Source organism: Nostoc sp. T09, assembly GCF_002154695.1.
GTDB lineage: Bacteria > Cyanobacteriota > Cyanobacteriia > Cyanobacteriales > Nostocaceae > Aulosira.
In genome coordinates this window covers 1-22,873 of sequence record NZ_MTAV01000051.1, presented here as the reverse complement: position 1 = coordinate 22,873, position 22,873 = coordinate 1, and the positions used below count along the sequence as shown (strand labels likewise).

At 42.7% G+C, this 22,873-nt stretch carries 21 protein-coding genes; 9 read left to right on the top strand and 12 right to left on the bottom strand.

Annotated elements, in window-relative coordinates:
- Window positions 1–5: 5 nt before the first annotated feature.
- The 8 genes from BV372_RS12610 to BV372_RS12570 all read left to right on the top strand — a co-directional run bounded on the left by BV372_RS12610 (window position 6) and on the right by BV372_RS12570 (window position 11,804).
- A complete protein-coding gene (locus tag BV372_RS12610) occupies window positions 6–1,988 on the top strand; it encodes a 26S protease regulatory subunit (RefSeq protein WP_086686847.1) in 1,983 nt (660 codons plus the stop codon).
- Window positions 1,985–3,490, top strand: a complete 1,506-nt coding sequence (locus tag BV372_RS12605; RefSeq protein ID WP_086686846.1) for a formylglycine-generating enzyme family protein — start codon at window positions 1,985–1,987, stop codon at window positions 3,488–3,490. The genes BV372_RS12610 and BV372_RS12605 overlap by 4 nt, the downstream gene beginning before the upstream one ends.
- A gap of 295 nt (window positions 3,491–3,785) precedes the next feature.
- Window positions 3,786–4,958 carry an AAA family ATPase gene (locus tag BV372_RS12600; protein ID WP_086686845.1) on the top strand — a complete coding sequence of 391 codons (1,173 nt, stop codon included), beginning with the start codon at window positions 3,786–3,788 and terminating at the stop codon, window positions 4,956–4,958.
- Window positions 4,959–4,980: 22 nt separating this feature from the next.
- The gene (locus tag BV372_RS12595) at window positions 4,981–5,757 is read left to right on the top strand and encodes a hypothetical protein (RefSeq protein WP_086686844.1); all 777 of its coding nucleotides are present in this window, start codon (window positions 4,981–4,983) and stop codon (window positions 5,755–5,757) included.
- A gap of 83 nt (window positions 5,758–5,840) precedes the next feature.
- Window positions 5,841–6,122, top strand: coding sequence for a hypothetical protein (locus tag BV372_RS12590; protein ID WP_086686843.1), 282 nt, complete (start codon window positions 5,841–5,843; stop codon window positions 6,120–6,122).
- Window positions 6,119–7,627 carry an SUMF1/EgtB/PvdO family nonheme iron enzyme gene (locus BV372_RS37090; protein ID WP_218776711.1) on the top strand — a complete coding sequence of 503 codons (1,509 nt, stop codon included), beginning with the start codon at window positions 6,119–6,121 and terminating at the stop codon, window positions 7,625–7,627. Before BV372_RS12590 ends, BV372_RS37090 begins: the two co-directional genes overlap by 4 nt.
- A gap of 219 nt (window positions 7,628–7,846) precedes the next feature.
- Window positions 7,847–9,472, top strand: a complete 1,626-nt coding sequence (locus BV372_RS12575; protein ID WP_086686841.1) for a hypothetical protein — start codon at window positions 7,847–7,849, stop codon at window positions 9,470–9,472.
- Window positions 9,473–9,488: 16 nt separating this feature from the next.
- The gene (locus tag BV372_RS12570) at window positions 9,489–11,804 is read left to right on the top strand and encodes a WD40 repeat domain-containing protein (protein WP_086686840.1); all 2,316 of its coding nucleotides are present in this window, start codon (window positions 9,489–9,491) and stop codon (window positions 11,802–11,804) included.
- Here the strand turns inward: BV372_RS12570 and amrS are convergent.
- The 7 genes from amrS to nifB all read right to left on the bottom strand — a co-directional run bounded on the left by amrS (window position 11,784) and on the right by nifB (window position 17,538).
- The gene (amrS, locus tag BV372_RS12565) at window positions 11,784–12,821 is read right to left on the bottom strand and encodes an AmmeMemoRadiSam system radical SAM enzyme (protein WP_086686839.1); all 1,038 of its coding nucleotides are present in this window, start codon (window positions 12,819–12,821) and stop codon (window positions 11,784–11,786) included. The two genes, BV372_RS12570 and amrS, sit on opposite strands and share 21 nt — an antisense overlap.
- Before the next feature lie 95 nt (window positions 12,822–12,916).
- Window positions 12,917–13,591, bottom strand: coding sequence for a hypothetical protein (locus tag BV372_RS37555; RefSeq protein WP_086686838.1), 675 nt, complete (start codon window positions 13,589–13,591; stop codon window positions 12,917–12,919).
- Window positions 13,592–13,607: 16 nt separating this feature from the next.
- Window positions 13,608–13,925, bottom strand: a complete 318-nt coding sequence (locus BV372_RS12555; RefSeq protein WP_143845088.1) for a hypothetical protein — start codon at window positions 13,923–13,925, stop codon at window positions 13,608–13,610.
- A gap of 255 nt (window positions 13,926–14,180) precedes the next feature.
- The gene (locus tag BV372_RS12550; protein WP_086686836.1) at window positions 14,181–15,110 is read right to left on the bottom strand and encodes a hypothetical protein; all 930 of its coding nucleotides are present in this window, start codon (window positions 15,108–15,110) and stop codon (window positions 14,181–14,183) included.
- A 38-nt stretch (window positions 15,111–15,148) separates the two neighbouring features.
- Entirely contained in the window at window positions 15,149–15,433 is a 285-nt protein-coding gene (locus tag BV372_RS12545; protein WP_086686835.1) for a helix-turn-helix domain-containing protein, read from the bottom strand.
- A 213-nt stretch (window positions 15,434–15,646) separates the two neighbouring features.
- The gene (locus BV372_RS12540) at window positions 15,647–15,964 is read right to left on the bottom strand and encodes a 4Fe-4S binding protein (protein WP_086686834.1); all 318 of its coding nucleotides are present in this window, start codon (window positions 15,962–15,964) and stop codon (window positions 15,647–15,649) included.
- A 125-nt stretch (window positions 15,965–16,089) separates the two neighbouring features.
- The gene (gene nifB / locus BV372_RS12535) at window positions 16,090–17,538 is read right to left on the bottom strand and encodes a nitrogenase cofactor biosynthesis protein NifB (RefSeq protein ID WP_086686833.1); all 1,449 of its coding nucleotides are present in this window, start codon (window positions 17,536–17,538) and stop codon (window positions 16,090–16,092) included.
- A gap of 1,178 nt (window positions 17,539–18,716) precedes the next feature.
- Here nifB and BV372_RS12530 point away from each other — a divergent pair.
- Window positions 18,717–19,661 (top strand): NAD(P)-dependent alcohol dehydrogenase, encoded by a 945-nt coding sequence (locus BV372_RS12530; RefSeq protein ID WP_086686832.1) that lies wholly within the window; start codon window positions 18,717–18,719, stop codon window positions 19,659–19,661.
- Window positions 19,662–19,720: 59 nt separating this feature from the next.
- Here BV372_RS12530 and BV372_RS12525 read toward each other — a convergent pair whose 3' ends face one another.
- From BV372_RS12525 to BV372_RS12505, 5 genes are all read right to left on the bottom strand, one after another.
- Complete coding sequence (locus BV372_RS12525) at window positions 19,721–20,116, bottom strand: type II toxin-antitoxin system VapC family toxin (RefSeq protein ID WP_086686831.1); 396 nt, start codon at window positions 20,114–20,116, stop codon at window positions 19,721–19,723.
- 1 nt (window position 20,117) lies between these two features.
- Window positions 20,118–20,393, bottom strand: a complete 276-nt coding sequence (locus tag BV372_RS12520; RefSeq protein WP_086686830.1) for a prevent-host-death protein — start codon at window positions 20,391–20,393, stop codon at window positions 20,118–20,120.
- Between the two features lie 64 nt (window positions 20,394–20,457).
- Window positions 20,458–21,153 carry a Uma2 family endonuclease gene (locus BV372_RS12515; RefSeq protein ID WP_086686829.1) on the bottom strand — a complete coding sequence of 232 codons (696 nt, stop codon included), beginning with the start codon at window positions 21,151–21,153 and terminating at the stop codon, window positions 20,458–20,460.
- A 68-nt stretch (window positions 21,154–21,221) separates the two neighbouring features.
- Complete coding sequence (locus tag BV372_RS12510; protein ID WP_086686828.1) at window positions 21,222–22,001, bottom strand: Rpn family recombination-promoting nuclease/putative transposase; 780 nt, start codon at window positions 21,999–22,001, stop codon at window positions 21,222–21,224.
- A gap of 255 nt (window positions 22,002–22,256) precedes the next feature.
- Window positions 22,257–22,873: WD40 repeat domain-containing protein (locus BV372_RS12505; protein ID WP_143845085.1), on the bottom strand; the 617-nt coding region annotated here is incomplete at its 5' end.

Sequence of the window (22,873 nt, the reverse complement as noted above, 5' to 3'; positions counted from 1 at the left end):
GGGTTATGGCTAGAACAAAGATTAAGCTTGTTCCTCTCATAGATGCAGAACAGTTCCGCGACTGTCTATATATTGATGAGTCTCTAAAATTGCGCGATTTTCTGAGTCAATGTCCTGCCTTGAGTACTTCTGCCATTGATGCCAGTACGATGGAACAAGAGTTAGGGCAATTAATCATTACAGTTGCGGACGCACCACCAGATTCTCCTCTATATCGTCCCCCTGGTTTGGTGATTACTCAAGAAGTAGCAACAAATAACAAACAATCACCAAATCCCAAACCTGCGCCACCTATTGCTGAATCAAAACTAATAGCAAGCAACCCTGAAACCCTCACCACACCCCCAGATGATGAATTTCCTAGCGCTATTAGTGAAAAAGACGCTGTCAGACTAGCTTATGCCCAAGAAATTGATACAGCTGCATCATTTTTACGAACCGGACTTTCAGTTTTAGTCGTGTGCGAAAAGTTAGTGGTGGAACACCTCTGGCGAGAAATGGCACAGCGAGCTAATCTTAATCCCATTGAGTTGACTGTTCCTGACGAAGACGAAGCCAGCTTAATGCCGCGCAGTCTGCGTCAACGTCAACTAGCCACCCTCAAGACTTTGATTAATACACTCAAACAAGGGGATATTTTGGTAATTCCCCATCTCGATTTACTGGCTGGGGGCAGTGATACTAATTTATCAACAGAATCTAGAGAACTCATAGAATTAATTTACAAACAGAGCGATCGCCTAATGTTGGCTTTTGCAGATCGTTCCCAAGATATTCCCGAAGTTTTAGCAGCACGATTTGCTGTGCGTCTACTTATCAGTGGCGTATCCCGTATAGTTACTTATCCCAACGGAGAAGAAAAAAGTATCGGTAAAGCTTTAGTTACCGCCGATGAAGTCGCCCACTTCCAAGATTTTGACCCAGAAGGATTGTATAAAAATATCGCTGGCATGAATCCAATTCGGTTGCGCCATGCCATTAAATATGCTGTGCAAGAAGTAGCGGGTACAGAAAAAGTCCCTGTCACCCGTCTCTACCAAGCAATCAGAGCATTTAAAGCTCAAACCTCCATCAATTTTGAAGTTCCTAATGTCAGCTTTGCTGATATTGGTGGCTACGATGAAGTTAAAGCAGAACTCGGTAAAGCATTGCAGTTAATGACTGGTTCCTACAACTTACCCAACGAGCAGTTACGCCGAGAACTCATTCCCAGAGGTTTTATTTTCCACGGGCCTCCAGGTACAGGTAAAACCCTATTTGCCAAAGCCATTGCTAACCAACTCAACGCCACTATTCAGGTAGTATCAGGGCCAGAAGTCACTGATATGTACGTTGGTGAAAGTGAGCGCAAAGTCCGGGAACTCTTTGCAGAAGCTCGACGCAACGCCCCAGCAGTTTTGGTATTTGATGAATTTGATTCTATTGCCACCAAGCGTTCAGGACGCGATGATGGTGGTAGCAGGGCCGGTAACGCCTTAGTTGCCCAAATTTTAACGGAAATGGATGGCTTTCGTCCTGATGTGCCTATGCTGGTGATTGGTACAACCAACCGACTTGATATTATTGATGAGGCATTGTTACGCCCCAGCCGTTTTAAAGCAATTGCTATTAATCGACCAGACACCCAAGCCAGACGAGTCATCGCACAAGTTCATGCTCAACACTTTGGCATTAATGTATCTACGGAGCTATTAGAAGTAATTGCTACAGAAACCGAGGGCATGAGTGGAGATGATATTCGGTCTTTATTCCGCGATGCTTGTGTTAGTTTGTACTGCGAAGAACCACCCCGCCCAGCCGATGCTCGTCGCTTTGGCGAATTGGTAGGGCTACTGCGTAAGGCTAGTATAGAACGTAATGCCAGTGCTGCTGAACGTCGAACCTCAGCTTTTGAAGGTGTTCGTCCTGGTGAACGAGTTAGACCAATAGTACCAATGATTTTACTGACACAATCTCCCAATCCAGACAGCAATAAACCAATAGAATGAGCACTAAAAAATCATATCAACTACTACAAAAAGCCGCCTTTTGCTACGTCGAAGCCGGATGGCTAGCAGAAGCCTGTCGAGTCTGGGAACAAATCGGCGACTACCACCAAGCAGCCCTTACCTATGAACAAATGAGCAATTGGGCAAAAGCCGCCCACTGCTATCAACTAACACAAAACTGGTCAAATGCTGCCCGTTGCTATTTGATGTGTGAACAACCCCAAGCCGCCGCAGACTGTTGGCAAAAAGTTGGAGAAACCCTCAAAGCCGCCTGGATATGGGCAGATAACCTCCAGCAGATTTATCTTACTCAGTCACAATTAAGCAATTTTATTCCTCAAACAGAAACCGAAGCCTTAGAAATCCAGCTAATAATCGCCCGTTGTGAAGCCAGTAGTGGTAAAAAAGCCGAAAGTGCCAAAAGACTCAAGGAACAATTAGAGCCATTACTTAAACAAGGGCAAAAGCATTTATATGAATGGGCATTAACAATAGCAAAAGTATTAACCAGACCAGATTTAACTGCTGTAATATATGCTACAGCATACAGGGGAAATATGCTTAATGCCTGTCAAGAATGGGAACAATGGGCAATTTCCACATTAGGAGATGCCACCGGAATTCCCAAACAAGAAGTCGTTGCTGAATTAGCAACCTATGAATTTGAGGTAATCACAGTCAATCGCATAGGTGAAATCATAGAACGAGTTTGGCAACAAGCTAGATATTTCAGCGAACCCTTAAGAAATAATGATTTAGAAATGGTTTACATACCAGGTGGAACTTTTATCATGGGTTCGCCAGAGAAGGAGATATATAGCGATGATTCGCAAAGACCTCAACATCATGTAACAGTGCAACCATTCTACATGAGCAAATATCAGGTAACTCAGGCACAATGGCGCGTTATAGCAAATCTGCCCAAAATCGAGCGAGATCTCAACCCAGACCCTTCTGGTTATTTCTATAATCAAGCGACTTATCCTGTAGAGTATGTATCCTGGGACGAGGCAGTAGAATTTTGTGCCAGATTATCAAAAGCAACAAAAAAGGAATATAGATTACCCAGCGAAGCCGAATGGGAATATGCTTGCCGTGCGGGAACGACTACACCATTTCACTATGGACAAACGATTACCAGTAATTTAGCTAATTATGCTGCTGCCAGCTATACCTATGCTGAAGAAGCAGCAGGAGAATATCGAAGGCGAACCACCCCAGTAGGCAGTTTTCCCCCCAACAGCTTTGGCTTATACGATATGCACGGGAATGTTTATGAATGGTGTGCAGACCCTTGGCATGACAGCTATGAAGGAGCACCAAAGGATGGGAGAGTTTGGTTAGAAAATGGTAATGATAATTATACTCCCGTCCTACGGGGCGGATCGTGGCTCAACAGTTCTGGAAATTGCAGATCCGGATATCGATACAAGCATAGCAGGCGAGACCTCATTTACTCGCATATTGGTTTTCGAGTCTGTTGCATGGTTGGGATGACTTAACCCTTTACTCTTTTTCCCCTTTTGCTACTCTTAAAAATTTTTTTGAAAATTTACCCTCTGGGCTTGGACAAGAAATGTTAGTATCAACGAGATCCAAAAACTGAGGAAATTATCAAGATAAAAGATAAATAGGTGGAATTTAGGGGCTTATAAATAAAAAAATATTCCATCGTTTTGATCGCAAGGGAGCAAGGGAGTTTTAATTCGGTGAAATTGGATAATTTATTTTTTGAAGTTCTCTGATTGATTATTATTAGTAAAATTAACAACCACTAATTTATATTTTTAACTAACTATGGCTTGGCCGCAAAGTGTTTACAACACCATCAAACGCTTAAACAGTGTTAAACGCAATCTCAAAGGCTTATTTACAGGGCGAGACCAGGCAGTTGAACTACTGGTATTAGCCACTGTTTGTCAAGAGCATTTATTATTAATTGGCCCCCCTGGTACTGCTAAAACAGCTATTATCAACCGCTACACCGACCTAATCGATGCTCAAGAATTTTCTTACTTATTAACTCGCTTTACCGAACCCTCAGAACTTTTTGGACCTTTGGATGTGGCAGCTTTCCAGAAAGGAACTTACCATATTTGCACTGAAGGTATGCTACCAGAAGCACAAATTGTGTTTTTAGATGAAGTATTTCAAGGTAGTAGCGCCATCCTCAATTCTTTATTGACCATTCTCAATGAACGCAAGTTCTATAACGGTTCCCAACGTCAAGCAGTGCCACTAATATGTTTAATTGGTGCTTCTAACAGCGTACCTGATGATCCTTCCCTACATGCCTTTGCTGACCGATTTGTGCTGCGGTTAGAGGTGAACAAAGTAGAAGATAGCCAAATTGATGAACTTCTAGAACAAGGCTGGGAACTAGAACAAGAGAGAATTGAAGCAGCTAAACGGGCAATGGCAAATCAAGCTGCGACTAAAGTATTGTCCAGTGTCAAACTAGATGACATTCTCCAGTTGCACGTACGATTAATGGAAGTAAATATAGCTAATATTCGACCTGAATATGGCTCCTTAGTGCGGGAAATGAGAGCAGAAGGCATTGATTTTTCCGATCGCCGTGTAGTCAAAGGCTTAAAATTAATTGCTGGAGCCACCTTATTACGCGGTGCAGAATCAGCAGAAGTTGTGGATTTGTGGCCGTTGTATCATCTCTGGGATAGACCAGAAGAAGCGGATGTTCTCAAAACAGTTTTGAACCCAAGGTTAGAAGAAGCCGGACTAGATTCCCTCAAAATATCCCGACCCGTCGCAGACATTATCCTAGATTTAGAAACTATTGCCGCCCAGGAACAGTTTTTATCTTCAGAATCTTCTATAGGTGCTCATCTTATGGCACTCAACAAGCTCAGACAAGAACTCATTGCCAATCATCCCCAAGATATTAATACCCGTAAACGAGTAGAAGCAGTAATTCAACAAGGATTGCAACGATTGGAAGTAAGTAGATAAATTACATTAATCCTCAAAATTTATGTGTAATCCCAGACGCATTAGAGTAACCGCCACCAGGCAATTAAATGAAGCTTGGCAAAGAGAAGTCTCCCGCACAGTAGAATTGCAAGAGCAAGTAATTGGTGAAGCGCGAGTACGTCAACCCCTCGATTCTACCTTAGGCACCCCAGCATTGCGAGCCTTAGAATCAGCATTAGCTGCCGAAGATTCAGGCTGGAGAGAAGTAGAAGCAGGATATCGTTATGATGTCGAAGGCGGTTATGCTATTTACCTCGTAGAAGAGCGAGCATTAGAAATTGTTGCAACTTTAGAAGACCAAATTCAGATATCTGCACAAGAAACCAGACAAATCACCGGAGCAATCAATACAGAACTTGCAGCCGAAGGTGAAGGCAGATATTATGACGATGGTTGGGGAGGATGGACAGAAGAACTAGCTCAACAACAAGCACAAACAGCTGCCCAACAAAAATTAGACCAAATTGCTCGCGCTGAAATTGAACAAGCCCAAAATCAAGCCGAAGCCACAGCCGCCGCAGATATAGAAGCCGCAGCTCGTACCCAAGCACAAATCCAATTACAACAACTAGCAGCAGAACGCCAAGCAGCCCTCTCAAGCCAAGCCAGACAACACCTAGACACTATAGGATTACAATGTCGCCAAGCTTTTCACCGGATTTTAGCCAGAGGTTATCGAGATGCAATCCTCGCTTATGCTAGACGTAACGGAGCCGAAAATATCCAGTTTAGTGAAGATAATAATATCATCGACATTGAATTTACCCTACGTGAATAGAGCATTTTTACTCAAAAAGTAGTTTGGGTTAAGCGCAGCGCAACCCAACACATATCACCACCAATCCAAAACCACCAATTCCTATGGATGTCAAAGTCAGATTTCGCTTTAATCAAGTAACTGGCGAAGTAGAAATATTCGAGGTAACCGATGAAGGAACCATGCGTTTATCCGAAGCAGAGCACAACCGCGAACACGATCGCATTGCCGCAGAATTGGGTAATATCATTGAGCGTAACCCTCATATAGTGGAAGCATTTCCAGGCTTGGCAACAGATAGTGAAGTCATTCTCGAACAACCCAATATTGAAGAACCCTTGATTTCCCCTGAAATTGAAGACCAAAAACAAAGACAAACAGAGTGAACCCATCCCCCCAAGAAACAAAACAACTCCTGCAAAAAGCCGCAGCCTGCTACCAGCAAGCGGGATGGCTAGCAGAAGCCTGTCGCCTTTGGGAACAAATCGGAGAATACCACCAAGCCGCCATCACCTACGAACAACTAGGGAACTGGGCAAAAGCCGCCCATTGCTACCAACAAACCCAAAACTGGTCAAAAGCTGCCCATTACTACCAAAAAGCTCAACAACCCCAAGCCGCCGCCGACTGCTATCTCCAAGCCAACGACACTCTCAAAGCCGCCTGGATATATGTAGATAGCCTGCAGCAGATATATCGGGTTCAGGCACAATTAACCAACTTTGTAGCCCAAACAGAAATTCAAGCCTTAGAAATACAGTTAATTACCGCCCGTTGCCAAGCCAGCAGTAATAAAAAAGCTGAAAGCGCCCTCATACTAAGAGAACAATTAAATCCATTACTCAAACTGCTGACCCCATCACAACAGCACTTATATCAATGGGCATTAAAAATAGCCCAAGTATTAACCAGACCAGACTTAACAGCCCTGATATACGCCACAGCATATAAAGCAAAGATGCCCAACATCTGCCAACAATGGGAACAATGGGCAATTACCACATTCAAAGATGCCACAGGAGTACCCAAACAAGAACCAGTAGATGAATTAGCCACCGATGAATTTGAGGTAGTGACTGTCAACAGCAAAGGAGAAATCATCAACCGAGTTTGGCAACAAGCTCAATATTTCAGTGAACCCTTGGGGAATGGCATTGAGTTAGAAATGGTCTACATACCAGGTGGAACCTTTATGATGGGTTCGCCAGACAATAGCCTCAACAGAGAAAGACCGCAACATCAAGTGACAGTGCAACCGTTCTACATGGGCAAATATCAAGTCACCCAAGCACAATGGCGTGCTGTGGCAAAGCTGCCCAAAGTTGAGCGAGATTTAAACCCAGACCCTTCAATATTCAAAGGGGAGAATCACCCAGTAGAGTGTGTCTTCTGGAAAGATGCAAGAGAATTTTGTGCCAGGTTATCGAAAGCCACAGGCAAAGAATACAGATTACCGAGCGAAGCCGAATGGGAATATGCCTGCCGTGCGGGAACCACCACACCATTTCACTATGGAGAGACTATTAGCGGTGATTTAGCTAATTATGATGCTGCTAGCTATACCTATGCCGAAGAACCAGCAGGAGAATATCGAGAACAAACGACCCCTGTCGGCAGTTTTCCCCCCAACAGCTTTGGCATATATGATATGCATGGGAATGTCTGGGAATTGTGTGCAGACCCAATGCATAACAACTATGAAGGAACGCCAAACGCTTCCGTCCTTGTGCTAAAAAATAGTAATAATAATTATTCTCCTGTACTGCGGGGCGGCTCGTGGCTCAATAATTCTGGGTATTGCCGCTCTGCGTACCGCTTCGACGATACCTGGCGCATCAGCTTCAACGATGATGTTGGTTTTCGAGTTTGTGGCGTGGTTGGGAGGACTTAACCCTTTACTCTTTTCCTCTTTTTCCCCTTTTGCACTTCTTAAAAATTTTTTTTTGGATTTTCGCTACATTACTAAGACTAAATAAAGCAGGGAAAATTAATTTACCAAAACTTTCGTGGTTGACCACTAAAATAAATGTATAGAATTTCTCGTAAATAAAAGCTAGTTGGAGTAATTCTCTGGCTAAAGTAGAAAAATGTCTCATCTTTTATAGTAGGCATGGCAGACCCCCCAAAGTTTACAATTCGGCGGATAACCCCAGAGGAAAAGCCTCCATCACAACCAACCCCCCCTGTAAAAAACCAAACGCCAACCCCAGCACCACCAACACCAAAAACACCAACTCCCCAACCTTCATTAGACACATCAACAGGTGGGCGTTTCCGTAGCGTCAACAGTGTTTTGGCTTTTCTCGGCTCAGTTTTCGGCACCAGGTTATCAGAAACCGCCGTTGTTCGTCGTAGTCCCCAGGGAACTTGGTGGGTAGAAGTAGCCGTGGCTCACCAACCCATCACCCCCCTCATCTGGACAGCCGGGGGTCGTCCCTTTATCCGTCACAATCAGCAATGGGTAGCCTTGTCTTTATCAGGAGATTTACCCGCAGACAATACCAATACAGAAAAAGTAGATGTTAGTTCCTGGGCTATTGTTGATTTAGCAGAATTACTCGCATCAGCCAGCCTTCCTCCCAGCCGCTATCGCGGGGCTAATGTTCTCGATGTAATTACCCCTGGTTCTCTCGGTAGCTGGATATTGCGCCGTGCTACAGCTTTAGGTTTAGAAGTAACCCTAACCCCAGCCCTGCAACAACCCCTAAATAATCAGCAACAACAAGCCTCAGGGGTTTTACTGATACAACTGCGAGCTACAGGAAACCGTACCATTCCTGCCGCTTTAGTTCATCGTTTAACCAGCTTACCTTACACCACAGTAGCAGCTGCCTCAACCGATACTGACAGAGGCAGAATTTTAGTAGATGTGCGTCAGCGTTTAACCTTAGCTCCTAGTGTAATTGAGCCAATGATCCCCGAATCAGAAATTTGGGTATTAGGAACCGCAGATGTAGGTAATTGGCGACTAACCATCACCGGGAATCAAATAGATGGTTCACTACTGTTAGACGCACCTCAACTTCCCCAAGCTCAATCACCTTCCCTTCCTAAAGCTCAACCGCCAGCACCTATCCCCGTGCAACTTGTCCCTCGCCCCGGAACAGGTAGACAAGTTGATGCAATTTTACTCGATGATATTGAACTATCCTGGCTACGTAACCTACTCATGGGGCGACCTGTAGGAGAAATGGCATTTCTCTTACCAGGGCTAGGATACCACCTATTAACTGCTCCTGGAGGCTTACCAGCCCAAATCCCCTTAGGCATTCCTTTAGTTTGCATTGGTCCAGGTGCGCTTTATATAGAACTAGGTATGGATTTTTATCCACCTTTACCCGACGCAGCTCGTCAACAGCGTTTTCAGCTTAATTCTCAAACAGCCGTTGTTGTAGCTAGAAACCAAAGCTATCGCTTCAACACAGCACAAATCACCCCTGCTTGGGTGCTGTGGGTAGGAGAAGCACCAAAAGTTCAACAAGGACTTTCACCACAAGCCAAGAAATTGCTCAATAGTATTTCTCAGCAGTTACAGCCGCAAGAAACAAAGAAAGGAATAGCAAGTATTTTTAAGCCTAAGCAAAAAAAGCGTGTTGAAGGCGTAGGAATTTTAGAGCAAGCGCAACAAGCAGAATTGCAAGGAGATTTGGTAAAAGCAGCCGCGTTGCTAGAAAAAGCAGGTTATCCAGGACAAGCAGGGCGCTTGTATGAACGCATAGCAATGGGTGGTAAGTAAGTAGGAGTAATTAGTAATGAGAGAAACAATAGAAACCTACCTCACTCGTCAAGCTGCAACTGTAGGGATAAAAGTAGAACAAATAACTCGTCCTTTATGGGTTCCTTATTTATCTGGGGCAACAGGACACTGCTTGGGGATAATTGGTAGAAATGAATCTGATACAAGTAGTAATAGGTTTTACTCTCATAGTTATGGTCAATCTAATACTTCTGGTCGTGGAGTTGCCCTGCTCCCAGGTGGGCGTAGCATAGTTACGGGAAACTCTCAGGGTCAACTGCACTGTTACGACTTGCAAACAGGTTTACCCATCTGGCAAAGTACCGATCAAGGCTGTTCTGTAATCAAGGATATTGCCTGCTCCCCCCAGGAAAATTTACTTGCAACTGGCTCGAACGATGCCATTGTACGTATTTGGGATGCTACCACTGGAGTGTGCCTCAAACGCTTTCACGGTCATACTACACAAGTTCCCAAATTAAGCTGGTCACCTGATGGGAAACTTCTAGCATCTGCTTTTAATGACAATTTTATTTGTATTTGGGATATCAATAGCGCTCAATGTCTGCGAACTCTTAATTGTGGTGCTTCAACATGGGCAGTAGATTGGTCACCCGATGGACAATTTATTGCTTCTGGCAGTTGGGCTAGTATGCCTTCTAGAATATGGAATGCCAAGACAGGAGAAGAAGTAACTTCCTTGAATGGTTATCAAAATGTATTCACTCTTCAGTGGTCACCAAATGGCAAATATGTAGCATTTGGTTGTGAGGGATACACAAACGCTAGTATATACGTTTGGAATTTTGAGACTCACTCTCAACTTCTGCACTGTAACAATCATTTAGGGTCAGTCAAATGTGTTGTCTGGTCACCCAATGGATACTTGCTTGCTTCAACATCTAATGACAGTACAATTCGGATATGGGATACTCGAACTGGCAAAGAACTAGAGAAGTTCTCATGCCTAGATGCAGGTGCATACGCTGTAAGAGTTGCTTGGTCACCTGATGGTGCATTCCTTGCCTCTAGCCATTTAAATGACTATTTCTATCTCTGGGACGTTCGCCACCTATTACCCAACCAAACGGTCACTACCTTTGATCCAAATGCTACTCCGCCTTTACCCAGTCACTTCCGCCTACTCCCCACAGCCCTAGCCCAAATGCACCGACTGGGAATTTATGCCCCATTATCCCTCATCCAAGACCTCCTCAAGCTCACAGGTGGTCAACCCGTAGATAATCCCCTCGCTCAACTAGCAAAAAATACCGAAATTTCTGAATTAATCGCCCTACGTTGGTCTGCACCTGCTCGCATTGGATTAGTTGCTTTACTACTTCATAAAATTCCCTTCCCTGGCTGGGAACCACCATCGGGTATATCACCCAAAGAAATTAGCAACGCCCTTCAAGCTGGATTAGCAGGAGAACCCATCGAACCACAAGCCCCACCTCCGCCTATCTCTCTATTACAAGAAGCAGCTAAACTAATTGATGAGCAACTGTTATCCCTACTCACCATTCTAGGTGAGCAAGCCGTCGCCGCAGAACCAGCTTTACCCCTACGGTTACTTTCCCGTATCCCAAATTTACCAGCTTTAAATTTCCTACAACGCCAATTATTAGGGATGCGCGTTTGTTTTGGCGACCATACAGGACGCTCCATTGGCAATACTCCTGGCGCAGAACGAGGTCAAGTCAGTGGTGTAGAAACATCCAGCCGCACTGATTGGAGTTCGTTGCTTCCCACTCAATTAGCCTTACCCCAAACAGTACTTAACTATCGTTACCAACGAGGAGAATTATTATTTCGCACCCGCGAACTAGCTGAACCACCCCGTTTGCGTCCTACCGTACTACTTTTAGATGTAAGTCCCCCTGTTTTTGGCCCCATTGAAGCCATTACCCGCATAGCTGCATTTGCAGTGGCTAACTTTTTACGACAAGCAGACATACCCGTAGTATTGATTAGCACTGGCGAAGAGCAAGAACAAATATTGCAACTGGAGAATCCCCAGGATTTAGTAGAAATTTGGACATATCACGCAATGTCACCAGCCAATGAACTGAGAAGTTTAAAATTAGCTAATGCCATCCGCACTAATTTACTAGATGAAAGTGGACTAGAACCAATTATTCTATTACTAACTCATCCTTGGTTTGGTGCTGAAGTACAACTATCTCGTGTGCCAGGATTGCGGGGATTATTTGTGCAATATCCTAATATGCAAGTAAAACCAGCTATTGCTAATTTATGCGAACGATATTCATACATAGATGCCGAACAAACAGCAGATTTAGGGCAAATACTAGGATACTTGATGGCATAAACCAACGCCAGGAATTAATGTTTCACAAAATGGGCATTGATTACTCTGCATTAAATTTTCTATTAACTCAAAACCACGACGTTGAATTAACAATTGTTTACAAGTAGGACAAACTGTATCCTGATTTCCTCTACCTAAAAAATTACCAAAATAAACATATTGCAATCCTTTTCCCAGCCCAATATCACGGGCTTCATATAAAATTTCTAATGGTGTAGGTTGTACATTCTCCATTTTGTAAGCAGGAAAAAATCTTGTAATATGCCAGGGAACATCTATTCCTAACTCTTGAGCAATAAATTCAGCAATATCTGCTAATTCTTCTGGTTCGTCGTTAATTCCAGGAATAATAACTGTAGTTATCTCTAACCAAATTCCCAGCGATTTCATAAGCTTAAGGCTATCAAGGACAGGTTGTAAACTACCTCCCATCTGCCGATAAGTTTTGTCTCGAAAAGCTTTTAAATCCACATTGGCTGCATTCAAATAAGGGTGACATATTTTTAGCATTTCTGCGGTCATAAAACCGTTAGTTTTAAACAAATTAAATAGACCATAACTGTGAGCTAAACTAGCAATTTCATGAATATATTCAAAAAAAATAGTTGGTTCGACATAGGTATAGGCAATACTTTGACAACCCGCTTCAATTGCTGTGCTGACAATTTTCTCAGGAGTAGCTTCAACACCACACTCTGCAAATTCCTCTACTGACATTTGGGACACTTGCCAATTAGTACAGTATTGGCAATGAAAATTACACCCAGCCGTTGCTAAAGAATATGTTTTTGAACCAGGATAGAAATGAAATAAGGGTTTTTTCTCAACTCCGTCTATATTTTGAGTTACTGTGCGACCATAAACCAACGAATAAAGCAATCCATCTTGATTTTCTCGTACCTGACAAATGCCTCTTTTGCCCTCATCGATCACACAATAATGGGGACATAGTTGACAAAAAACACGCCTATCCTGCTGTTTTTGATAGAGCATTGCTTCTTTCAGCTTCTTTGCCATCACTGTGGTAAATTCCTTAACGAGATTTTCAATAGCTCAAGATATCGCAGTACAACACCAGAAAATGAATTAGTCAAAAAAGGCAGGAGCTTCATTTACTCTTTTAGTGGATATCTCTGCATCATTTCTTTAACTGCTACAGCCTGCCCCTCTGGAGTATAAACTACTCCCTGTGACATTGCGATCGCAATCCTCTGCTGCCTCGCCCACTCAAACCAAGCGCTCACATCCGAGGTTACTGTATTTTTACCCTTCGCTCCACTCTTGCAGCTATTGATAAACAACCCAGTCGGATTATCGCACCATCCATCATGAATTGCTTCTTTCACTCGTGCGATCGCACCTTGCACATTCACCCAATATTTCTTCATCACCCCCAAACAAGGTTCAGGGTTAATTCGCAGTCGCCGTAACTCAGTGCAGATATCTGCAATCTCGCGCTTGCTGGGCTTATCCATACTTGAATCGACTTCAACTTCCGCCTCGGAAAATATGTCTTCATCAGGATCTATCTCGTCAGTTGAGTCATCAGGTTCTGATTCATCAGCCAAGTGAGTAATCTGGGTTTGCTGTGATTGTGGACTTTGACGAACTGACTTTTGGGCGTAATCACAAATCTTGGTTTGGAGTAATAGAACCTCTTCTTCCACGTCTTCATGGTTTTTTTCCTCAACAGCATGTTGTTGTGGCTTAGAAGTTTCAGGATCTGATCTAAGATGTGATTCTACAGTGAATTTGGAAGGTTCAGTTTTGCCCTTGCGATGTTCCAATAGCTGATTGAGTACATCAAAGTGTAATTATATACTGCCAAGTTTTATCTTGCCCATTGCCTGGATTTTTCTGCTTTTCGATAATACCTATAGTCTCAAGTAGAGCGATCGCACTCCTAATAACGTGTAAGCTATGTTCACCCATGAGGTCAGCATAGATTTTCTTGAGTGGTTGATAAACCCAAGGAGTGCGATGATTTTTCAGCTTCCACTTTGTCCAATGTCTAAAATACTCAATCAACTTGGCAGCACAGAAGTTACCAGTAATTTCCAGATACTCTCGTCGCAATATGACAAGCACAGATATTTTGTGAGAGGAGACAATAGCACTCATTACTTTCTCCAAATTTTGGCGCATGAAACTATCGCGGCATGATTGCAATGCCGCTACAATTTTTTTAAGTTTTGTAAATAAAGATGGCTATGCTAGTCAATTGCAGATTAACAATGTCATCAAGCGATAACTTCTATTCTGGTGTGTTGGCTATGCCAGAACCTATGCGAACGTTAGGCAATGCTTACGCACTATCTTTTTTCAGAAAATAAACCAACAGTGGGCAGCAATTTGTACTGCTGCCCACTGTTGGTTTTAGACTGTTACCAGTTCTTGAACTTGTGGTTGGGCTGAACACGAAAGAAGCGATCGCCATTCTCTAGGGGTAAGATGTTCAAGTAGTTGGTATCGCAAATATGCATCAGTCGTGGTCAAAGAGTTGATCTTTGATAACAAAGGTTCTAACTGCTCTAGTAATGGGAGTTTACCTAGCTGGTACTGTTGTTTGATGTAACTGTGGCATCTAGCTGGGCTAATATCTCGGAAAATCTCATTACCGTTAATCATCACCCGCCAGTATAGGTTCTCGTAATTTCCGTAGTCGTAGCTAATCCTAGCTATCAGTTGTTCACCGACAAATGCCTCTTGCTCATAAAACGAGATTTTTAGAATTGTCGGGACTTCTGGGACTTCAGCCAGTTCAACTTGGTTTGATGGGTTGAGTGTGCCGTCCTGGTAATGCCATTGAATGTAGCGCAAGCATTTGGCAGATGTGGTGCCCCGGAAAATCTCTTTGCCGTTAACCATAACCAACCAAGGTTGCATAACAAATTCATCAATATCGTAGGCGATATAAGCTATGAATTGCTTATTTATATAAACTTCATGGTGGTAGAAGTTGATTTCTACTGTTGTCAGTTGCGGGGCTATAGCTTCGGCTTGATCAGCAATGTAGTGGTCGAGTTCAGCTTGGTCTGTGGCTTGTTCGTCAGAGACAGCATCAACAACTGTCTGAACCTTGCTAGCTTGATACTCAGCGATCGCATTAATCCAGGCATCCTTGCACCGCTTGTCAAGTACCTCAACAGTGCAGATGATGTCGTTGTAGATTTGCTTAAGTCGAGCTATGGATTTGTATTGCAGCTGTTGATAGCTATAGATGGTTTGAGTCATAATGGTATTTCCTGTTAAAGGACTAAAAAGCGATCGCACAAGTTTTCCAGGCTCTGAGCGATCGCCTTTCACTTTGACATTATCTAAAATAACAACTCAGAGTACAAAAATCAACTCTTAGTACAAATTATTGTTGTGACTTCAACACGCAAGTCATAAATTATCTCAATCAATTCAACATCAAGGGTTTTAGCAATTGTAGTGATAATTTTCGTGGAAACAGAGGCGGCTTCACCGTTTTCCAGCTTTCTGATGTACTCTTGTGAGCATTCAACACCTTGCTGAGAAACAGCATCTGCAATTTCGCGTCTAGACCTTTTACCACGCAATAATTTTAGAGTTTCGCCACACTCTTTGTTCCACGCCAGCATGACAACCCATTCCAGCGGAACCATAATTACCTCTTTGAAATTTCTAGTTCTTATATTTGCACTTTCAGTTGTCATGTAGCAAGATATTTTTGTACCGCGAGTGTCAGCTAACCAGTTTAGTTATACAAGAATTTATGGGCGGCATGAGTATTCAAGCCGTCATTTTGGCGTTAAATTCATTTCATTTATTGTTGAGTAGCCATTTCGTTTGCGACGGGCTGTCTTCAACACATATTTTTAATTTGATAGTATAAGCTTCTGAGAATAACAGTTAAACCAACGATCCCAGTAATCTTGTTTATTAGTTAATTTCGCTAAAACGCGGTTGTAGTTTGCAAACCAATCTTCCCAATAATCGCTAGGTTGTTTAACGCAACCATCGCAGGTGGGACAACCAGCTTTACATTGAGCTACTGTATGAATACTACCGACGCAGTTTGTGCAAAGTTCGGGGTCAATCCAGCGATTACCATCAATTATTTTGATTGCACCAGTGGGACATACAGATAGACACAAATCGCAGGAAATACATTGGCCAGTAATTTTGTAAGCCATGACTATTCTCCTTATAGGGGATTGGGCATTGGGGATTGGGCATTGAGGATTGGGCTTGTTCGATGGGCATCGGGAATCTTAGATCCTGCGCTATGCCCCATGCCCCATGCCCTATGCCCCATAGCCTATTTGCCTAGCCCTTCGACATATTGCTCGTAAAATTCCAAAGCAACCTTTTCAATTACGTCGTAAGCTTCAACAGTCTGTATGCCAGCTTTGTGCAATTCTTCTTTGGGACAGTTCCCAATTTTGGAGACTAAAACCGCTTTGCAATCTGCGATCGCTTTGATTATGTTGTCTAAAGTGGCTTCTTCTCCAAATCCACCTTGGCAGTAATGGTCTATTTTGCGATGACTGATAAAGCGAACTTCACTACCATCCACTTCGTAAATCTGGAATTCCTTTGCATGACCGAAGTGTTGGTTAACTAATCCACTACCTTTGGTTGCTACGGCAACGAGAACCTTGGGATTGCTAGCAAATTTCTTGCCAGTTAGTGCCTTTTCTTTGGCTGCTTTAATTTCTTGTTTAAACTTCTCAATACCTTCGTGAACTTCTTGACGTTGTTCGAGGTTATATTCGGGAGCCATTTCTAAGAATTTATCTTTGGTAAATTCCTGGCTGCGGTCTTCTCCTAATAATCCTACAGCATCGGCGCGGCATTGACGGCAGTGACGCATCATTTTCATGTTGCCTGCACACTTGTCTTGAACTTCTTTGAGTTCTTTGGTTGTAGGGCCGCGCTGACCGGTTAAACCGAACTGTGTGCCGTGTTCTGGTGCAGAAATCAACGGCATGATGTTGTGCAAGAATGCGCCGTTTTCACGAATGAATTTATTTACTTCTACCAAGTGCTGGTCGTTGATTCCCGGAATCATTACCGAGTTGACTTTGCACAAGATGTCGGCTTCTCTGAGGGCTTGCAATCCTTCCATCTGCTTTTCTAGCAGAATCTTAGCACCCTCAACACCTCTATAACGCTTACGCTTATAGTGAACCCAAGAATAAATCTGTGCGCCGATTTCTGGGTCGATTGTGTTAAGGGTAATAGTAACGTGATCTATATTGAGTTGTTTAATGCGATCGACATATTCGGTCAGCATCAAACCATTGGTTGAGAGGCAAAGTTTGATATCTGGGGCTTTGTCTGCAATCAACTCAAAGGTGCGGAATGTCTTTTCTGGATTCGCCAATGGATCGCCAGGACCAGCAATTCCCAAGACTGTCATTTGGGGAATCTTACCTGCAATCACCAATACTTTATGGGCTGCTTCTTCTGGAGTTAGCAACTCGCTAACTACACCAGGACGACTTTCATTAGCGCAGTCAAATTTGCGGTTGCAGTAGTTGCATTGAATGTTGCAAGCTGGGGCGACTGCAACGTGCATTCTGGCGTAGTGGTGGTGTGCGTCTTCGCTATAGCAGGGATGCTGGGCAATGCGTGCCTTGAGTTTTTCATCCATTTCGACGGTGGCGTTGCTTTTGCTGTCGCATCCGCAACCACCTGATTTGGCTTGGGTAGTGGTCGGTTCCCGATCGGAGGAGGTGAGGAGTCCTGTAGACGGTGGTGTCATTGAATTTCGCAAGGGTCGGTGGACTGGCTTGCCACTGTGAGAGATGCCGTTGCTACTCTTGATGCCTAGGAATCGAAGTCGCAGCTTCTACTCATGTTGCTCGCAGGAACTTACTCTTTTGCGGTAGCGCAGATGCTGATTAAAACATCCAATTTGAGAGTAGGGCAGGCTTACAATCCTTGATTTTCGGCTGGTGTGTGTCAACGTTAGGGTCGTGGGTAGAATTCGTGCGTAACGCCGCGACTTCTATTCACAGAGGCATGGTGCTATCTCATCCCTCCACTCACTTTTCGCTTTTATTTTGTGTATAAGCGTTAAGTGATTGGCGATATATGATTTATATCAGCCGATTCTCAGGTCGGTGGTATGTATATATGGCATAGAATTTATTGGATTTATTATGCTTGTACTCAAATATTGAAACCTTGATAAATTAGGGATTACAAGAATTAAAAAAGTTTTTTTCGGGTAGGGGTTCTAGTCTTTTTCGATTGGGGTACAAGTATTTTTGAAGTGGGGTACAGGATTTGTTTGTACTCAGCTAAAACCTAGTCCCTGCAAGAATTTGGACTGTATTTTATATTCTTTTTAGATGTTTGAGCTTGTACTCAAACTTCCCCCGAAACTCTCCCAAAGCTAGTAGTGATAAGGGATTGAGGGGGAAAAACTGGAGTAGGCTACGTTGTTCTACTCCAGATACGTGCGAAATTCAATTCTGTATCCAACATATCATTTTTTTTTGGGTAAAAATGTAATTTATATTTTTTTAATTTTTCATTAAAAATGATAGTCAAGAGCGCTTACAAACCTTGCTATATAAACCTTGTAGCTGTGTGAGAACAAGCTGACTAATGCATATCATTTTCAAAAAACTTAATTTTTTACCTTAATTTTTCTTTCTTTCAGAAGGAGGAAGACAAGCAAGTATTTTTCTGTTGCTAACAACTTTCACAAAAAAATTGATGTTATTTAAGGACTAAGTAAAAAATCCAAAGTCATTGATTTAGCGATAATAATCGAGAAAAATAATGTAACTTTATTAGAAATTATCTCCCTCAAATAAGGATTGTACGGAGAAGTAGAAGATATGAGCTTATCTTCCTCATCCCTAATCTTCAATTCCCAGCCCCCAGTAAACTGTATTCATAGAGAAAAACAGGGTAGCAGGAGGAATTAAGATGAAAGCTGTTGTTATCCGCCGATATGGGCCTGCTGAGGTGTTGCAGTATGAGGATGTGGAGCAACCGACAATTAAACCTGACCAAATACTTGTGAAGATTCACGCCAGTAGTGTAAATCCCGTTGATTGGAAAATTCGCCAGGGAATGTTGCAATTGCTCACAGGTTACAACTTCCCGTTGATTTTGGGATTTGATTTGGCGGGGGAAGTTGTCCAGGTTGGTTCTCAAGTCAAACGTTTCCAGCTAGGCGACGCAATCTACGGTAGTACTGCTTTACCTGGAGGCGCTTATGCAGAATTTGCTGCTATTCCTGAAAATTTAGCGGCTCCTAAACCTACGAACTTGAGCTATGAAGAAGCAGCCGCAGTCCCTTTAGCTGCGCTCACAGCTTTGCAAGCCTTACGCGACCAAGGTAATATCCAGTCAGGACAAAGTGTTTTGATTAATGGCGCTGCTGGCGGTGTAGGGATTTTTGCAGTGCAAATTGCCAAGGCTTTAGGGACAGAGGTAACGGGAGTTTGCAGTACCAAAAACGTAGATTTAGTAAAATCTTTGGGAGCAGATAGGGTAATTGACTATAAGCAACAAGACTTTACCCAAGAAACATGGCAGTATGACATTATTTTCGATGCCGTTGGTAAGCGATCGCCTTCTGATTGCAAACGAGTCCTCAAACCCAATGGCATATATATCACAACCCTGCCCAGCCCTGAAAGTGTCGTGCAAAGTGTTTTAACAACCTTCCTACCTGGTCAAAAAGTTAAATTTATCTTAGAAAAACCCAATACTCAGGACTTGCTTTATTTAAAAGAGTTGATTGAAGCGGGTAAAATTCGTGTTGTTATTCATCGCACCTATCCCCTACAAGAACTAGCGGCTGCTCATACTGAGAGTGAAACAGAACGTGCAGTTGGGAAAATTACGATCGCTGTTACTAGTTAATGCGTCAATTTTGGTTTCATCTATACTGCGCCTGAACCAGCAGAGTAGGTGCAAAGAATTCAAGTAAATGGATTAAGTATGGTAATACCGCATCCCTCAAAGTCCTTTGTATTTCTTGTTACTAGTGCGATTTGGTGGATTTCGGCGGTTGCGGCAATTATTATGTCCGCTTTAGTGCGGGGTTTTCCTTGAGTTTGTAGGGATCCTCTTAATTCACCCGCACGTTTAGCAATTTCTGGGCTGACAGGAATTATCTGACAGTAAGTTACCAAAAAATTATTAAACCAAGTTTGAATCCTGGGGTTGGGTTTTGCTGATAAACCATAGCAAATTTCTTCCAATGTAATAGCGCTGAGAAAAATTGATGAGATGCTTTGACTCCAAGCAATGACTCCAGGATTGGGTATTGGACGAGCTAATTCACTGATAATGTTAGTATCACAGAGAAAGCTCATACTATTCCTCAGCAAATGGAATAGGGCGATCGCTAGATCGTGCAGGAGTCTCTAAAATGTAATTATCTTCAGCGCAGAGTTGACGTAATTCGGCAAAAGCATCTGCAAGAGAAGAGACTTTTTGTTGCTGATGCCAAGCAAGGAATTCTTGAAAAAGTTTCGGTTCTACAATTGCAGCAACTAATTTGTCCTGCCTGAAGATTAATTGAGGTTCTAAGGCAATAGCATCTATTACCTCTGGGAGTTTTTGTTGTGCTTCGTCAAGTTTCCACTTCATTGGTTTTACAACGGTAATTGATATTTTTGATTTTTGGATTGTAAAGCTTTAACTCTAGCAGCAATTACAAATTATCTGTGTCAATTCCCTGTGCTTTGAGTTTAGCTAACAATTCTTGATAGCGATCGCGCTCTTTTTGTAATTCTTCTAAAGCCGCTTCCTTGGCTTGGCGTTCTTGTTCCCGTAAGGAGTCAATTTCTACAGGCGTCAAAAACTTTTGTCCGGTGGGTGAAAAGATTTCCAGAGTATCTGCTGTTAGTTGAAAACGGATTCCCAAACGCGGACTTACCCAGCCATTCATCTCTTCGATGACTTCAAAACTATCCCCAGAACGCAGCAAACCATTAAAATCGTTTTTAGCCGGATCGTAAATATAATATTCTTCTACACCGTAACGCTGGTAAAACTGCAATTTTTTGGTCATTTCTTTAAGGGTGTTACCTGGCGATAGAATTTCAAATACTACCTGTGGGGGAATATTATCTTCATCCCACTGCAAATAAGAACCCCGTTTTCCTTTTGCTCTACCAAAGACTACCATCGTATCGGGTGCTTGTTTAATATTAGGGTTTCCTTGAACTGGATACCAAAATAAATCTCCGGCGATAAATACATCAGCTTGCGCTGCAAATAAGATTTCTAAATTTTCTTTAATTTTGACAATCCATGTAAATTGTTCTGTATTATCCGCCATTGGCTGTCTGTCGCTTTCTGGGTAGATGACTTTGATGGTGGTTTCTGGTGTGACTTGTTGTACCACTGCTGCACCTCCAAGTAAGGGGTTTTGCTGATATTTTTAGTTTAGATAGCGATCGCGTGAATATTAATTTATTGATTTGGGGGTGTTTGCTGTGCTACTTGCTGGACTTGTGAAACATCTAAGTCTAAAGCCTGTGCTATCTGTTCCACACTTAAACCCAGTGTTAAAAGCTTAGGTATAGCTTCTAATTTTGCTTCTAAACGTCCTTCTTGGTAAACGCGCGTTTGCTTTAAATCGCTTAAGCCAAACATTGCTTCTATCTCCTCTCGACTCATGTTAGGAAATTTATAAACTAGGATTGTCTCAATCAATTCTAGTAATTGTTTTTGTGGGAGTTGTAAATTGTCTGCTTGCTGGGTGCGGTTGATTAATTCTTTGGCGGTGTTAATTGCTGTATCTGACTCTTCAATTACTAATTTTATCGTAGCAATACCTAGCGGCAGGGATGTAGTTTCGCCTAATTCATCTAAGTAAATTATACTGATACGCTGGCTATCGAATAATTCTAAGAAATGTTCTTTATCCCCGATATCTATATCTCTGCTGGGATAGAGCACTACTCCTCGCCAAGGATTTTTAGGTTTATTTTGGCGTAAGTATAAAGAAATTTCTGATATTAGGCGTAAGTAAATATCTGCATCTGGTTGAAATTGGACTTCTACAAAATAAATCGGGATTTCTTTATCTGGGGTGGGGAGAAATACACCATCAATTCTAAAAGCTGTTTGTTTGATTTCAAGCGAAGCAAATTGATAGATGTTGGCAGTTTCGGGAGGGTTGCCAATTAGTTCAAAGAAGATGCTGGGGAGTTCTTGAAATAGGCGATAAAATATACTGTCGGTTTTCACTCTGGATGTTGTAACGCTATAAGGCTTATCTTATTTATGTCACGCTTGAGGAAGCGATAACTTCGTTAAGCTTCTCTTCGAGACGCTGCGCGAACGCTAACGCTCAAAGAGTCCAGCAATAAAAGAATAATCAGGATTCATGGTCCTGTGTTGTTGGTAAATTGTATTTGTTACCTGTGCGATGATCGCTCGGTATAGATCCAGATAATTTTGATTAATCTGCAATAGTACTCAAAACTGCGAACTCAGCACTCACTACTTTAACCGCCAAATCTTGATGGTTTTATCATTACTACCACTGACAAGAATCTTGCCATCCGGGCTGATAGTGACGGAATCAACCGTGTCAGAATGCCCTTTGAAGGTGCGGATTTGCTCTCCTGTTGCTAAATTCCAGAGTTTGATAGTTTGATCGTTACTACCACTGGCAAGGATTTTGCCATCTGGACTTATGGCTAAGGAAGAAACAGGGTAAGAATGCCCGTTGAGGGTGCGGATTAATTCTCCTGTTACCAAATTCCATAGTTTGATGCTCCGATCATCACTAGCACTAGCAACGGTTTTACCATCTGGGCTGATGGCGATCGCATTAACCGAGTTAGAATGCCCTTTGAGAGTGCGGATCAATTCTCCTTTTACCAAATTCCACAGTTTGATAGTGCCGCCATAACTACCACTAGCAAGGGTTTTGCCATCTGGGCTGATGGCGATGCAATAAACCGAGTTATAAGCAGAGACAGAATGCTCTCTAAGGATGCGGGTTTGTGCTCCTGTTGCCAAATTCCACAATTTGATAGTTTCGTCATTACTACCACTAGCAACGGTTTTACCATCTGGGCTGATGGCGATCGCATTAACCGAGTTAGAATGCC